General features: G+C 39.6%; 14 protein-coding genes. 7 read left to right on the top strand and 7 right to left on the bottom strand.

All coding sequences use genetic code 11. The annotated features are described in order from the left end of the window. The first annotated feature begins 27 nt into the window (after positions 1-27). From pdxA to AC1M89_RS13380, 3 genes are read left to right on the top strand one after another with little or no spacing between them, the layout of a single operon-like run. Positions 28-996, top strand: coding sequence for a 4-hydroxythreonine-4-phosphate dehydrogenase PdxA (gene pdxA, locus AC1M89_RS13370; protein ID WP_481592345.1), 969 nt, complete (start codon positions 28-30; stop codon positions 994-996). Between the two features lie 30 nt (positions 997-1,026). Then, a complete protein-coding gene (gene rsmA, locus AC1M89_RS13375) occupies positions 1,027-1,839 on the top strand; it encodes a 16S rRNA (adenine(1518)-N(6)/adenine(1519)-N(6))-dimethyltransferase RsmA (protein WP_481592324.1) in 813 nt (270 codons plus the stop codon). Further along, a complete protein-coding gene (locus AC1M89_RS13380; protein ID WP_481592325.1) occupies positions 1,840-2,691 on the top strand; it encodes a symmetrical bis(5'-nucleosyl)-tetraphosphatase in 852 nt (283 codons plus the stop codon). It abuts the gene before it with no gap. Between the two features lie 75 nt (positions 2,692-2,766). Here the strand turns inward: AC1M89_RS13380 and AC1M89_RS13385 are convergent, their stop codons facing one another. The 3 genes from AC1M89_RS13385 to hflX are packed head-to-tail and all read right to left on the bottom strand — an operon-like array spanning position 2,767 to position 5,199. After that, positions 2,767-3,444, bottom strand: a complete 678-nt coding sequence (locus tag AC1M89_RS13385) for an LrgB family protein (RefSeq protein ID WP_481592326.1) — start codon at positions 3,442-3,444, stop codon at positions 2,767-2,769. Positions 3,445-3,453: 9 nt separating this feature from the next. Continuing rightward, complete coding sequence (locus AC1M89_RS13390; RefSeq protein ID WP_092768555.1) at positions 3,454-3,825, bottom strand: hypothetical protein; 372 nt, start codon at positions 3,823-3,825, stop codon at positions 3,454-3,456. Positions 3,826-3,867: 42 nt separating this feature from the next. Then, positions 3,868-5,199: a ribosome rescue GTPase HflX gene (hflX, locus tag AC1M89_RS13395; RefSeq protein WP_481592327.1), complete on the bottom strand. Its 1,332-nt coding sequence runs from the start codon at positions 5,197-5,199 to the stop codon at positions 3,868-3,870. A gap of 378 nt (positions 5,200-5,577) precedes the next feature. Here hflX and AC1M89_RS13400 point away from each other — a divergent pair, with 378 nt between their 5' ends. Beyond that, the gene (locus tag AC1M89_RS13400) at positions 5,578-6,372 is read left to right on the top strand and encodes a lysophospholipid acyltransferase family protein (RefSeq protein ID WP_481592328.1); all 795 of its coding nucleotides are present in this window, start codon (positions 5,578-5,580) and stop codon (positions 6,370-6,372) included. Positions 6,373-6,406: 34 nt separating this feature from the next. On the opposite strand, the gene AC1M89_RS13405 is transcribed toward AC1M89_RS13400, so the two are convergent. Beyond that, a complete protein-coding gene (locus tag AC1M89_RS13405) occupies positions 6,407-7,969 on the bottom strand; it encodes a phospholipase D family protein (protein ID WP_228143135.1) in 1,563 nt (520 codons plus the stop codon). Positions 7,970-8,140: 171 nt separating this feature from the next. On the opposite strand from AC1M89_RS13405, the gene AC1M89_RS13410 reads away from it, so the two are divergent. Then, complete coding sequence (locus AC1M89_RS13410) at positions 8,141-9,151, top strand: metallophosphoesterase (RefSeq protein ID WP_035270000.1); 1,011 nt, start codon at positions 8,141-8,143, stop codon at positions 9,149-9,151. A 43-nt stretch (positions 9,152-9,194) separates the two neighbouring features. Here AC1M89_RS13410 and AC1M89_RS13415 read toward each other — a convergent pair whose 3' ends face one another. Both AC1M89_RS13415 and trhA read right to left on the bottom strand, forming a co-directional pair. After that, positions 9,195-10,505 (bottom strand): MFS transporter, encoded by a 1,311-nt coding sequence (locus AC1M89_RS13415; RefSeq protein ID WP_035267948.1) that lies wholly within the window; start codon positions 10,503-10,505, stop codon positions 9,195-9,197. A gap of 141 nt (positions 10,506-10,646) precedes the next feature. Continuing rightward, positions 10,647-11,285, bottom strand: coding sequence for a PAQR family membrane homeostasis protein TrhA (gene trhA, locus AC1M89_RS13420; RefSeq protein WP_092768508.1), 639 nt, complete (start codon positions 11,283-11,285; stop codon positions 10,647-10,649). A gap of 103 nt (positions 11,286-11,388) precedes the next feature. On the opposite strand from trhA, the gene AC1M89_RS13425 reads away from it, so the two are divergent. Both AC1M89_RS13425 and AC1M89_RS13430 read left to right on the top strand, forming a co-directional pair. Beyond that, a complete protein-coding gene (locus AC1M89_RS13425; protein ID WP_481592329.1) occupies positions 11,389-12,600 on the top strand; it encodes a class I SAM-dependent methyltransferase in 1,212 nt (403 codons plus the stop codon). 21 nt (positions 12,601-12,621) lie between these two features. Then, the gene (locus AC1M89_RS13430) at positions 12,622-13,050 is read left to right on the top strand and encodes a GNAT family N-acetyltransferase (RefSeq protein WP_481592330.1); all 429 of its coding nucleotides are present in this window, start codon (positions 12,622-12,624) and stop codon (positions 13,048-13,050) included. Positions 13,051-13,087: 37 nt separating this feature from the next. On the opposite strand, the gene AC1M89_RS13435 is transcribed toward AC1M89_RS13430, so the two are convergent. Further along, positions 13,088-13,417: a hypothetical protein gene (locus AC1M89_RS13435; RefSeq protein WP_481592331.1), complete on the bottom strand. Its 330-nt coding sequence runs from the start codon at positions 13,415-13,417 to the stop codon at positions 13,088-13,090. Positions 13,418-13,447 lie beyond the last annotated feature (30 nt).

Below are 13,447 nucleotides of genomic sequence, written 5' to 3' on the forward strand. Positions count from 1 at the left end.
AATAAAAATCCTTGAATGATGATCGTTATGCTTCCTTTGTATGTCACCAGCGGTGAGCCTGCTGGAATTGGTCCTGATATCTGTTTAAGCCTTGCGCAACGTTTGGATGAGCGGCCACTCGTCGTGCTTGCTGATATACAAATGCTCAAGCAACGTGCAGAAAAACTTCATCTTGAAGTTGAAGTGATTGAGTATCAAGGGCAACAAACATCGTCAAAAGTGGGTCAGCTTTATGTGGAACATATTCCTTTAAATGAAACTGTAGTACTTGGTGAGTTAAATGCTCAAAATGCGAGTTATGTCTTAGAGCAACTCCGCCGTTCTGCAGACTATGCGATGTCAGGTAAAAGCGTTGGCGTGGCGACAGCACCTGTACAAAAGTCAGTGATCAATGAGGCAGGTATTCATTTCAGTGGTCACACTGAGTTTTACCAAGAGTTTGCTGGTGTATTACGCGTGGTCATGATGCTGGCAACCAAAACCTTACGTGTTGCACTTGCAACCACGCACTTACCCCTTCGTGCGGTTGCGGATGCGATTACAGCTGAGCGCTTGCATCAGGTCATCGACATTCTGATTCATGATTTAAAATCAAAATTTAAAATCGAATCTCCCAAAATTTTGGTGTGCGGTTTAAATCCTCATGCAGGTGAAGATGGTTATTTAGGAGTGGAGGAGATCGAAGTGATTAATCCTGTACTTGAACGCTATCGTGCGCAAGGGATAGACATGAGTTTATGTCTGCCTGCAGATACCTTATTTACACCAGAAAATTTAAAAGATGCCGATGCAGTTTTAGCCATGTATCACGATCAGGGATTACCTGTGTTAAAATCGCAAGGATTTGGTGAAGCCATTAATATTACTTTGGGCTTGCCGTTTATTCGCACCTCTGTCGATCATGGCACAGCACTCTCCCTCGCAGGTACTGGACTTGCGAAAAGCTCGAGCTTACATGTGGCTGTGGACTTAGCGCTCGATTTAGCGCGTCAGTGATCTTGTCTTAATTACACGTTGGAAATCTTTATGTATCAGATTAATGCCTTAAACCCGAAAGATGAAGGGCATCACACGCGTAAGCGTTTTGGTCAAAACTTCTTACATGACCAACGTGTCATTGCCAAAATTGTGCGTTCGGTGAACCCGCGTACTGGTGACAATATTGTTGAAATTGGTCCAGGTCTTGCTGCTTTAACATCGCCTTTAATTGGTGAATGTGATGCTTTGACTGTCATTGAATTAGACCGTGATTTAGCAGCTGGATTACCCGGTCGTGTACCGCATCCTGAACGTTTAACTATTGTGGAAACTGATGCTTTACGCTACGACTTCACTGAATTGTTTGATGGTCGTCCGTTGCGTGTTGTCGGTAACTTACCTTATAACATTTCTACGCCTTTGTTATTTCATCTCTTAGAGTTTGGTGACAAGGTCAAAGACATGCACTTCATGTTGCAAAAAGAAGTGGTCGATCGTATTACGGCATCACCAAATACCAAAGAATATGGTCGTTTATCAGTCATGATTCAGTACTACTGTAAACCGACATTCTTGTTTGAAGTGCCACCAGGTTCGTTCAACCCACCACCCAAAGTAACTTCTGCGGTATTTCGCTTAGAGCCGTATGATGTAAAACCAATAGTGGCGAAGAATGAAAAAGCCTTGGCACGTTTAGTCTCCCATGTATTTACACAACGCCGTAAGACACTTCGCAACAGTTTAAAAGGCATGTTGCAAGAGGAAGGATTTGAAAAAGCTGGTGTTGATCCAATGGCGCGTCCAGAAACATTAACACTTACTCAATTTGTTGCACTTGCAGATCAAATGGTAGATGCATAAATGGCTGGTGAAAACATTCGATATAATTACGTGATTGGTGATGTTCAGGGCTGTTTTGAAGCTTTGAAAATGTTACTCAAGGAAATCAAATTTGATCCTGATCAGGATTTTTTATGGTTTGCGGGTGATTTAGTCGCACGTGGTGAAAACTCGATTGGCGCTTTACGTTTCATCAAGAAACTGGTCGATCGAGGCGTTGCTGCGACAGTCTTGGGTAATCATGATTTGACCTTGTTAGCGGGCGCAAGGGGCATTAAAGAGATTAAAGAGAAAGACAATACTCGTGATGTGATTGATGCGATTGACAGTGATGATTTAATCGACTGGTTACGCAAACAACCCTTATGTTTATGTCCAAATGAAAATATTGTCATTACACATGCGGGTATTCCACATATTTGGACAGTAGAGCAAGTGAAACAGTTTGCTCAAGAGGTTGAAGCGGTTATTGCGCATGATGATTTTGATGTTCTGGATGCATTTTTGAAAGAAATGTATGGTAAAGAACCTACATTATGGTCAGATGATTTAACAGGACATGAGCGCTTACGATGTATCGTGAATTATCTAACCCGTATGCGTTTGACTGATCCAGAGGGACGACTCGAATTTAGTTTTAAAGATGCTTTAGATGAGCCGATGCCAGCTGGCTATCAGCCATGGTTTGAATATGAGTCAAAAGCTGCTCAAACTCATCAAGTCATTTTTGGACATTGGGCTGCCTTACAGGGCAGAACAATATCTGCGCATATTCAGAATGTTGACGGTGGTTGTGTCTGGGGCAATCAATTAATGGCGTATCGTCTTGAAGATCAGCAAATGTTTGCTGTAGATAATCCTATGTTTGCATAGAATCTACTTTAGGTCGTTTTCGTCTAATAAAAAAGCCACTCATCAGTGGCTTTTTTATTTTCAATCGTGGGTAAATCAAGAGGTCGCTTTTAAAAAGTGAATAAAAGTAGGGAGCCAAACGGCTGTAAACGTTGCATTTACCGCCATACCAAATGCAGCATAACGACCAGCTACACTGCCTCGTTGCCAAGCTTGAGCTGTCCCAATTGCATGAGCTGCTAAGCCGAGTGCTAAGCCTGAGGCACGCTCATCATTAATATGACGTAGTATGAGTGGTGAAAAAGCTGCGCCGATAACACCAGATAAAATGACGATTAAAATGGCTAAGCTAATTGGTGCATGGAGTAAGGTCGCAATATTAATTGCGATTGGTGTCGTCACTGCACGTGTAGCGAAAGCCATAATGGTCGAATCCGCCATATGCAGTAAATAGGCTAAGCCCATAGGCAATGCGACTGCACTGACACTAGCAAACACTAATATTCCTAAAATGCCTTTTAGTGGTAAATCGTCATAACGCATCGCTGCAAGAGGGATCGCGAGAGCCACTGTGACGTATCCTAATAAATGATCAAAAATCGGATTGACATCTTTCATGTAGTGATCATAAGGAATACCAATAATCAGTAAGATGACGATCACAAAGAACATCCCGAATACAATTACAGGAACCTGTGGTACGACACGGTTACAGGGTTTTGAAATTAAATAGGCGAATAACGTAATAGCAAAGCCGATTAAAATTGCGAGCATATTTCTCTCCTATAACCAGCGTTTTGCCATTTTGGCGTAAACCCAAAGTGGAATAAGTGTACTTAACGTGAGTACGAGTAAAAAAAGAGGAATTTCTTTACCCATATGAACCAACATAACCAATGCCCCAGCACTAATTGGTAAAAATGCGAAAGCACTTTCTTTCATGATTTTATTATTTACATCGACAACTCTGGTTGGAAGAGTGCCAAATCTACGCCAAGCAAACAGTACAAGTAGTAAGGAAAGCAACCCGACAAGATTGCCCAGTTCGGGATGATTCAATTGAGTCATAAGCCAAACTGAACCTTCTCGGAAGCCAATAATAAGCACTATGGTGCCAATCCATGCTGGCCAATCTATCGTTTTCATCCACTGCATCATGATTATACTTTTAACATTATTTATCACGTTTTAACTGATTTATGATTTGATTTCAAACTCTTCTAAAGGTCTTTTAAATTGTTGCGCCTTATCACCAAGAATTTGATCAATTGGTAAATGTGCTTGTTTTATAAGTTGCTCTAATTTATGTGGCGCAATTTGAATATTTAAAATCAAATGACCTAGATCATCATAATGTTCAGACTGAATCACATTTAATTCATACAGTTGATTGCGTAATTTGCCATATTCAGGTCTGAGTGTGAGTTCAAATTGTTGTATTTGCCCCATTAAACACGCTTGAACGGCTTGTCGCAGTAAATCTAAACCTTGACTTGAGTGTGCTGAAACATAGACTCGATCAGGCAAATTGGGAGAAGCATAAATGATTTTAGGTTTTTCACCCGTTTGATCAATTTTGTTGTATACGCGTAGTATGGGCACTTGAGCCCCAATTTCTTTTAGGACTTTTTCAACAGCATCAATTTGCTCAAGCTTTTCTGGACTATTTGAATCGATAACATGTAAAAGCAAAGTCGCCTCAAGTGTTTCTTCAAGGGTTGCTTTGAATGACTCTACTAACGAGTGTGCAAGATTGCGAACGAATCCCACTGTGTCAGCCAAGACCAATGTTCCAATGCCATCCCAATTTAATCTTCTTAAAGTTGGGTCAAGAGTTGCGAACAATTGATCTGCTGCATACACATCACTTTCAGCAAGAATATTAAATAGAGTGGATTTTCCTGCGTTGGTATAACCGACTAGAGACACTGTTGGAATAGACGCTTTTTGACGCGCTGCACGACCTTGAATTCGTGTTTGGCGGACTTTTTCAAGTTTGTCTTTGAGCTGGGTTATGCGGAGACGAAGTAAACGACGATCTGTTTCTAATTGTGTTTCACCTGGACCACGTAAACCAATACCACCTTTTTGGCCATCTAAGCCCATGCGACCACCCACTAAACGTGAAGCGAGATGGTCTAACTGAGCCAATTCAACTTGTAGTTTACCTTCATGTGTGCGTGCGCGTTGTGCAAAAATATCTAAGATAAGGCGAGTACGATCGATGACACGACATTTAATAACACGCTCGAGATTACGTTCTTGAGATGGTGTGAGGGAATGATCGAAAATGACAATATCAGCTTCTACCGCTGCAACAAATTCGGCGATTTCTTCAGCTTTACCCGAACCAATAAAAAATTTAGGGTCAGGTTTAATGCGTTGAGCTTGTATATGTTCAAGAATCTCTGCACCAGCAGATTTGGCCAATAAACGAAATTCTTCTTGATCAAGATCTTCTAATATTTGGACATTAACACTCACCAAGACCGCACGTTCATTTGCTTGATTTTGTCCAGTAACTTCCACTCAGCTAATACTCCACATCAAAACTCTAGTGTAGAGGAAATTGAACAATTGAGGGAAATAGATTTAAATTAACCTAAAGCAGTTTTGAACATAAGTATAAACGCCAGCATAAATAAAAAGACGCCACCGACAATTGATGCCAATGAGAAGAGTGCCGACCAGATGGGAATGACTTGATTTGATGGTGATTGAGTTGTAGTTTGCATAATTTTTAAATCTATAAATTCGATTTAAAAATTATATTTTATTGGGTATTTGAATTGAAATTGAATTTTCAAATCTATGTATACGGTTTTTATAATCAATGCATCTCTGGTGAGCTCAGTATAGAATGGAGCTATAGTGGATAACGCCTGTTATTATTTAGTGAAATAATTTATGACAACATTAAAGCCTAAAAAACTCAATTTATTTTCAAAAACAGCGCTATATAGCCAAAAAATCATCTCAGGTACTGCTGCTGTCACTGAAGGGTTTTATTTAATTTTTAGGCATCAAATGTATAAAAATCCGAATAATCCAAACAATACTCGCTATGTACAACATTTTTGCCGTCGCTTATGCAAAGTTTTTAATATCGATTTACAAGTACATGGCAACATTCCTCGTGAACCCGCATTATGGGTGAGCAATCATATCTCTTGGTTAGATATTCCTGTATTAGGTTCGAGTGCGCGTGTATTTTTCTTAGCAAAAGCAGAAATTGAAAATTGGCCGATTTTTGGGAAACTTGCCAAGGGTGGTGGAACACTGTTCATTAACCGAGGTTCAGGAGATTCGGTCCGTATTAAAGAGCAAATCACAGAATTTTTGAAGCAAAATATTCCTGTCTTATTTTTTCCAGAAGCAACCACGACTGATGGAACTAAAGTCAAAAAAGTGCATGGAAGACTTTTAGCTGCAGCTATCGAGGCTCAAAAACCAGTGCAAGTTTGTTTAATCTGTTATGTCAATCAAGAGGGGGAGTTAGATCAGGTTGCTCCCTTTATCGGAAATATTGGATTTACAGCGCATCTCAAAGCAGTATTGGAAATGCCTCAAGTCGTTGCACATTTAACAGCTTTGCCCACGATTGATGTTACTGGACATACAGTTGAAAGCTTAACGAGAGAAGTGCAAATCAGAATGCAGGAAGGATTGGAAGTATTACATCAAAAAGTACTCAAAGCTTAATCAGTAAAAGCAGGGATCATGATGATCCCTGCTTTTACATGAATCCTTCGATTGGCAACCAGGAGATAACTTTCAAGCTTGCTTTTTGCCACCATTTCATTTTTGGTTCTTTGGTATAGATTTTAATACCTTCAGGTGTCGCTTGTTTCCAATTAATATTATTTTGTGAATCTAGAACTAATTTATAGGCATATTTTTTTAGGTTCTGATCCATGGTTTTATGCACAGCTTGCGCTAGGGGCTGGCTGTTTAAAATGACGCCTATTTCAGTATTTAAATTGGCTGAACGTGGATCAAAATTAAATGATCCGATAAATACTTGCTTATCATCCAAAGCCATCATTTTTGCATGCAGGCTTGAGCGACTCAGCCCTTTAAGGCTCACTTTGGACTGCTTAGAAATTTCAATATTATTTTTATTTTGGAATTCTTCTGGCAAAGCAGGGAGGAACTCATATAACTCTACGCCGTTTTGCAGTAAATCTTGACGGTATTTCGCATAAAACGCATGTACAAGTGCAACATCATTGGCTTTAAAAGAGTTGGTCAGTACACGAACTTTAACGCCATCTTGTGCGATTGCACTTAAACGTTGCTCACCCTTGCGCTCAGGAACGAAGTAAGCGGAAATGATATCGACACTTTTTTCTGGTTTCTCTAAGCGTTCAACCAGTTGAAAGTTGAGATGTTCTTCTTTCTTAGCTTTCGCTTTGATTTTTTCAGGAGAATCTTTGATGACTTCTGCTTTCACCCAATCCAGCTTAATTTCTTGATTGAGCCAACGATCAAAATCATGAGATTCACGAGTAATTTCAACATAACTACGTACAGCACCATCATCAAAGTGCTCTTGCAGTTGCTGTTTTAAACCTTCATAGCGCAATGTATATTGTTGATGATTGACAATATTTTTAACTGGATAGGCATATTCATGATTCCAGTACTCATCAAATGAGTGTGTAATATCACTTACTGCATGACCGACAAGCATGACATCAACATCTGAAAATTGATATCGGTCACTGACATTGTAGTATTGATTACTCATATTTCGGCCGCCAATCAGGGTAATTTGATTGTCAGCTGTAAACGTTTTGTTGTGCATCCGTCGATTGATACGTTTCAGATCCAAAATCATATCAACGGGTCTAAGGCGTCGGAATTTATAAGGATTGAATAACTTTACGTCAATGTTTTGATGTTGATCCAGCGCGAGATAAATACTTTCCATCGTCTTAGCGTTATTATCATCCATTAACAATCTGACTTTTACACCACGATCAGCAGCTTGAATGATTTTATAAAGAGCCAATGCACCTACACGGTCGTTATCCCAAATGTAATATTGAAGGTCGAGTGTTTTTTCGGCTTTCTCAATTAATTGAAAACGTGCAGCTATCGCTTCGATTGGATCATATAAAACATGAAAACCTGTTAATTCAGGATTCTTAATTTTCAAAGGTTCGACAATTTGCGCCAATGAAGTGTCATGAGTGTCGATGTCATACGCATATTGAGGTGCAACAGCTTGTTGAGTGGGTAAAGTTGAGCATGCGGGTAAAGCAAGAATCAAACATGAACTCATGATGAAGCGCATTTTAAAAGATGTTTTCTTTTGGCGATTCAATTGTTGAGATTGATTCTTTTCCATGTGATTTGCTTGCATAATCTATTCTTTGAACTCAATGTGCTAAAGTATAAAGAGCACCATTTAAAAGATAAATGAACCACTCAGATTATTCGTCTGATTTAATGAAAGAGATTGAATATGTGGACAACAAATAACATCCTTGCTGCGTTCTATATTATTTTCTCGCTCTTCGCTATTTGGGGAGTCACGCAAGCATGGATGAGCCAATCTCGAACTGAAACCATACATCCATTTAAAGCCTTTGTTCATCTCTTGGCATTTTATCTTTCTTATTTACTTGTTCCGTTGTGGTTTTTTAGTATTTTTGCTACTTGGCAAGGTATATTTTCATTGCATGAAGGTGTGTTTATTTTCTTGTTGAGCAGTGTATTGATTTATGCACGTTTCATTGAGCCACATCGTGTAGTAGTGAATAACCTGAGTTACAAGTTAAGTTCGGCGCAACCCTTTAAACATCCGATTAAAGTGGCATTAATTGCAGACTTACATATTGGATTGTTTTCTGGGCATGAAAGACAACTGAAAATTATCGTGAATAAGATTAATCAAGCTCAACCAGATTTAGTGGTTGTGGCAGGTGATTGGACCTATGAACCAGAAAATAAGCTGGCAGAAGAGCTCCGAGTATTAAGAGAAATTCAAGCGCCTGTCTATTCTGTGAATGGTAATCATGATGAGCAATATCCAGGTCCACCGATTCAGGCATTATTAAAAGATGCGCTAGCTTCAAATCAGGTGATGGATATTGAAGGTAAGATTGTTGAGTTTGATGAGTTTAGATTGATTGGTGTGGGGGATTTGTGGGCAGGTAAGGCTGACATGCGGGATATGCCTGATTTACCACAAGATAAGCCGTGGTTAATTCTGTCACATAATCCGGATACGGTGGATATGGTGCCAAAATTGCCAACTCATCCGTTGATGTTGTCAGGGCATACTCATGGGGGACAAGTGGAGCTTCCGTGGTTGACAGATTACATCATGAAAAAAGTGTCTATCTTGGGTCATAAACGTGGTTTATATAAGCATGAACATGCCAATGTTTATGTGTCCGTAGGTACTGGCATGGTAGGTGTCCCATTCAGATTCAGAGTACCACCGATGATTGATATCATTGAGCTCAGCTAATAAAAAAACCGGCTTAAGCCGGTTTTTTTATTAGCTGAAAGCATCAAATTTGATTATTCACATCATCATGTTTCGTTTCGCGAATCATGAGGAAAGCAATCAGCGAAAGGATTGATGCAGCCGTCAAATAATAGCCTACTGCAGATAAACCATATTCAGTTGCCAATTTCGTTGCAATCAAAGGTGCGAAAGATGCACCAAAAATACCAGCAAGGTTAAATGTTAACGCCGAACCAGTATAACGCACCGATGTCGGGAAGATTTCTGAAAGTACTGTACCGATTGGACCATAGGTTAAGCCCATAATCGCAAGACCAATACATAAGAATAAGAACACAATCAGTGTGCTTCCTGACTCCAACATGTCCGCAAAGAAAATACCAAAAATAGCAGAAATTACACACACCGCGATCGAAGTGGTTTTACGACCGAACTTTTCCGCAAAAATTGCAGAAAGGGGAATAAATGCTGCAAAACAAAGCGTTGCAACCAACTGAAGTTGTAGGAACTCTTCACGAGAGTAACCTAATTGTTTTGTACCCCATTGCAAAGCAAATACAGTGGTTAAGTAAAAAACTACGAAAGTACAAATGGCTGCAATCGTTCCGAGTACAAGCATTTTTGAATGCTTTTTAAAAACTTGTACAAAAGGAACATTCACTTCTTTTTGTTTATCAAGCACGTTTTGGAATGCTGGCGTTTCATGCAACTTTAAGCGAATCCACAAGCCTACAATCACCAATAAGGCACTTGAAATAAATGGAATACGCCATCCCCATGACATGAATGCTTCTTCACTCATGAATGCCCCAAGCGTAAGGAAAGAGCCTGTGGCAAGGATGAAGCCGATAGGTGCACCAAGTTGAGGGAACATACCGTACCAAGCACGTTTGCCTTCTGGCGCATTTTCAGTTGCGAGTAGAACTGCACCTGACCATTCGCCACCTAAACCTAAGCCCTGACCTAATCGGCACAAAGCTAAAAGTAAGGGTGCCACAATGCCAATTTGCGCATAGGTTGGAAGTAAACCAATCGCAACGGTAGAAAGCCCCATGGTTAGCAAGGCTGCCACTAAGGTTGCTTTACGACCGATTCGATCTCCCAAATGACCGAATAGTGCGGCGCCGATAGGACGTGCGATGAATGCGATTGCAAAAGTTGCTAATGATTGAATCGTTGCTGTCATAGGATCTGTGCTTGTTGGAAAGAACAAGTAGGGGAAAATTATGACCGCAGCTGTTGCGTAAATATAAAAATCGAAGAACTCGATGGTTGTACCAACGAGGCTTGCAGTTAATACCCGAGTTTTAGAGTTTGCGGGCTGAGCTTGTTGTGATGCTGTATTAGACGCCATGAGAGACCTTACACTTACTAAAAATAAAAAACTTAGATTTAATAGCGTAATCTTTTTAAAAAAGGCGTAATTTCTTAAAAAAATACGAAATACCAGCTTGCTCTACGGTGTTAGGGTTGCTAGACGATGTAGTTAAAGTGGTTATAGCACGTAAAGATAAATAGACAGGAAATGTGATCCTGCACCTATCAATACAAAAATATGCCAGATAGCGTGAGTGTATCTTACCTTTTTTAAGGCATAAAACAATGCGCCTATGGTGTAAGCAAGACCACCAACAATAAGGAAGGTTAAACTTTGATCAGATAAATATGTGCGCATATCATCGATCACAAGTAATGCTAACCATCCCATTGCGAGATAGGCAAAAAGCGATATTTTTTGAAAATGGTGAATAAATACCAATTTAAATAAAGTGCCAATCGCCGCAATTACCCAAAGTGCAATTAATAAATAGTGAGCTTTTTGCGTTGGTAAAGCTATAGATAGAAAAGGCGTGTATGTTCCTGCGATGAGATAATAAATAGCCGTGTGGTCCAATTTTTTAAACCAACCCCGACGCTCAGGTGTTTCCGCAAAATGATAAAGACTAGACGCCGTAAAGAGTAGAACTAAACTAAGTCCATAGACCCAAAGCCCGATCCATTGTGCCATAGGATAAGCAGCACCTTTTATAATCAATAAAATGGCACCGATGACGGCCAAGACAGCACCAATGGCATGACTGATGAAATTAATTTTTTCTTCTAATGGATCATACGAAGCAGGAGATGCTTTCATTGTTCACTTACACATTTAATTATACATCTGTATCGTAATTGAATTTTGCTTTTCGCGTAAGACGCATTAAAATTTAATAGCATTTCTTTTTTTGGCACTGTTTATGACCGTTTCGGCATCCTCCACACCGCAAGAGCAACAATTTCTTGAAGCATTTCATCAAGCATTAGCTTCTCAGCGTTTTGATCGTATGATTCTGAGTCAGTATCAGGGCGAGATAGAAGCTTTAGAGAAGATGACTTTACGCATGATTCGATTACAAGATGAATGGATGCTGAATGTTCTGTATCGCTTTAAAACTCAAGATGTGACCAAAAATTTTCCAATTGATGAAGCTGATCCGTTGGTGAGTAAATTGGTCAGTGAATGCAAACAAGCCAATCTTTTTACATTGGACAGCGAGTTACAGCTCAAGAAAAATAAGAAAAAAGCGATCTTAACTCAAAGTAAAAAGGCTTCAGTCTCCAAGATCATTGAAAAATCACACGACCGTCAAAAACACCGTTTTGTTGAGCAAGAAAGTTATTTTCTTCAACCGTTGGGTATTACGGATCAAAAAGAACAAATTATTCCAAGCATGGCGCGTAAGTGGAAACAGATTAATAAATTTGTTGAGATTTGCTCAGGCGCATTAAACCAAATTCAAGTTGATCAGCAGCTCAACGTTGTCGATTTTGGCTCAGGTAAAGGTTATCTCACCTTTGCACTGTATGACTACTTACAAAAAAATGATTATAATCCTTATGTTACAGGTGTGGAACTGAACGAGAAAATGGTTCATTTCTGTGAAGATGTTGCCCGTAAATCAGATTTTAAGCATTTAGATTTTTTCCAAGGAGATGTACGAACTTACTCGCCTGAAAAACTCGATGTCATGATTGCGTTGCATGCCTGTGATGTAGCAACTGATTTTGCGATTCATACCGGTATTCGATTGAATGCGCAAATGATTATGTGCGCGCCGTGCTGCCACAAAGAGTTGAGACCTCAAATGCAAAGTCCCTCTGTATTAAAACCAATGTTGCAGTTTGGTATTCATGAGGGGCAACAAGCTGAAATGCTGACAGATACAATTCGAGCGCTATTGTTAAAAGCCTATGGTTACGAGACTAAAGTTTTTGAATTTGTGGCTTTGGAACATACTAGCAAAAATAAAATGATTTTAGCCACCAAGCGCAAAGATTTGAACGCACCAGATCAGCAAGTGTTAGATCAAATCATTGCATTAAAAAATATGTATGGTATTCAAAAGCACTCATTAGAGTTGCTTCTAAAAGGTGAGTGGGAGCAACAAAATATTGGTGAAAAGTGCTAACACCCCTTTGGGAATTAACATATGAGTAATGTCTTTGATGTTCAAGTAGGTTCATGGTCGCAATTAAAGTGCTACGCGATGCAGATACGAGAGCAAGTATTTATTCTGGAACAACTAATTTCACCTGAAGACGAATGGGATATGGAAGATGAGACATCGATTCATTTCGTTGTTTTTCATGAAGGTGAGGCAATCGCCACGGCTCGACTACTTCAAAACCATAGTATTGGAAGGGTAGCAGTCATAAAGGCTTATCGAGGAAAAGGTGTTGGGTTTGAGCTCATGAAATTTATAATTGAGTTTGCTCAAAGGGAAAAGCGACCAACCTTGAATCTTTCTGCTCAAGTTCATGCATTACCATTTTATCAACGTTTAGGGTTTGAGCCCCAAGGTAAGGAATACTTAGATTGTGGTATTCCTCATGTTTATATGACGATGCAGCTTGAATAAAAAACGGAGCCAATGCTCCGTTTTTTCATCACAAATATCAATGACTATGTGAACCTGATTCACCATCATGTGTATGACTGTGTTCGCCCATTGCTGCGTGTTCATCTTCAGTCATATTGTGTTCAGTTGCACTAGCTTGAGCAGCTTTGTTGGCTTCTATTTTTGCTGCTGCTTCTTCAGACATCACAGGTGATGCTTTGAATGCATGATGTTCACTGGTTTCTGTTCGTTGTTTACTTGGCATATAGTCAGGTTCATTTTCAATGGCTATATAGAAAATCACCATAAATATAATACTTAAAATGATCGCGATAATTAGCGCTTTCCAACCCCAAGGAGATTTTTCTGGTGAAGAATGATCAGTCATAATGCTATACCAAGTTGGGTAAAATGAATC

It is taken from the genome of Acinetobacter sp. ANC_7635 (genome assembly GCF_056779945.1).

Coding starts and splice junctions, on each gene's coding strand:
- pdxA (WP_481592345.1), top strand. CDS start 28: ATGCTTCCTTTGTATGTCACCAGCGGTGAGCCTGCTGGAATTGGTCCT.
- rsmA (WP_481592324.1), top strand. CDS start 1,027: ATGTATCAGATTAATGCCTTAAACCCGAAAGATGAAGGGCATCACACG.
- AC1M89_RS13380 (WP_481592325.1), top strand. CDS start 1,840: ATGGCTGGTGAAAACATTCGATATAATTACGTGATTGGTGATGTTCAG.
- AC1M89_RS13385 (WP_481592326.1), bottom strand. CDS start 3,444: ATGCTCGCAATTTTAATCGGCTTTGCTATTACGTTATTCGCCTATTTA.
- AC1M89_RS13390 (WP_092768555.1), bottom strand. CDS start 3,825: ATGCAGTGGATGAAAACGATAGATTGGCCAGCATGGATTGGCACCATA.
- AC1M89_RS13400 (WP_481592328.1), top strand. CDS start 5,578: ATGACAACATTAAAGCCTAAAAAACTCAATTTATTTTCAAAAACAGCG.
- AC1M89_RS13405 (WP_228143135.1), bottom strand. CDS start 7,969: ATGCGCTTCATCATGAGTTCATGTTTGATTCTTGCTTTACCCGCATGC.
- AC1M89_RS13410 (WP_035270000.1), top strand. CDS start 8,141: ATGTGGACAACAAATAACATCCTTGCTGCGTTCTATATTATTTTCTCG.
- AC1M89_RS13415 (WP_035267948.1), bottom strand. CDS start 10,505: ATGGCGTCTAATACAGCATCACAACAAGCTCAGCCCGCAAACTCTAAA.
- trhA (WP_092768508.1), bottom strand. CDS start 11,285: ATGAAAGCATCTCCTGCTTCGTATGATCCATTAGAAGAAAAAATTAAT.
- AC1M89_RS13425 (WP_481592329.1), top strand. CDS start 11,389: ATGACCGTTTCGGCATCCTCCACACCGCAAGAGCAACAATTTCTTGAA.
- AC1M89_RS13430 (WP_481592330.1), top strand. CDS start 12,622: ATGAGTAATGTCTTTGATGTTCAAGTAGGTTCATGGTCGCAATTAAAG.
- AC1M89_RS13435 (WP_481592331.1), bottom strand. CDS start 13,417: ATGACTGATCATTCTTCACCAGAAAAATCTCCTTGGGGTTGGAAAGCG.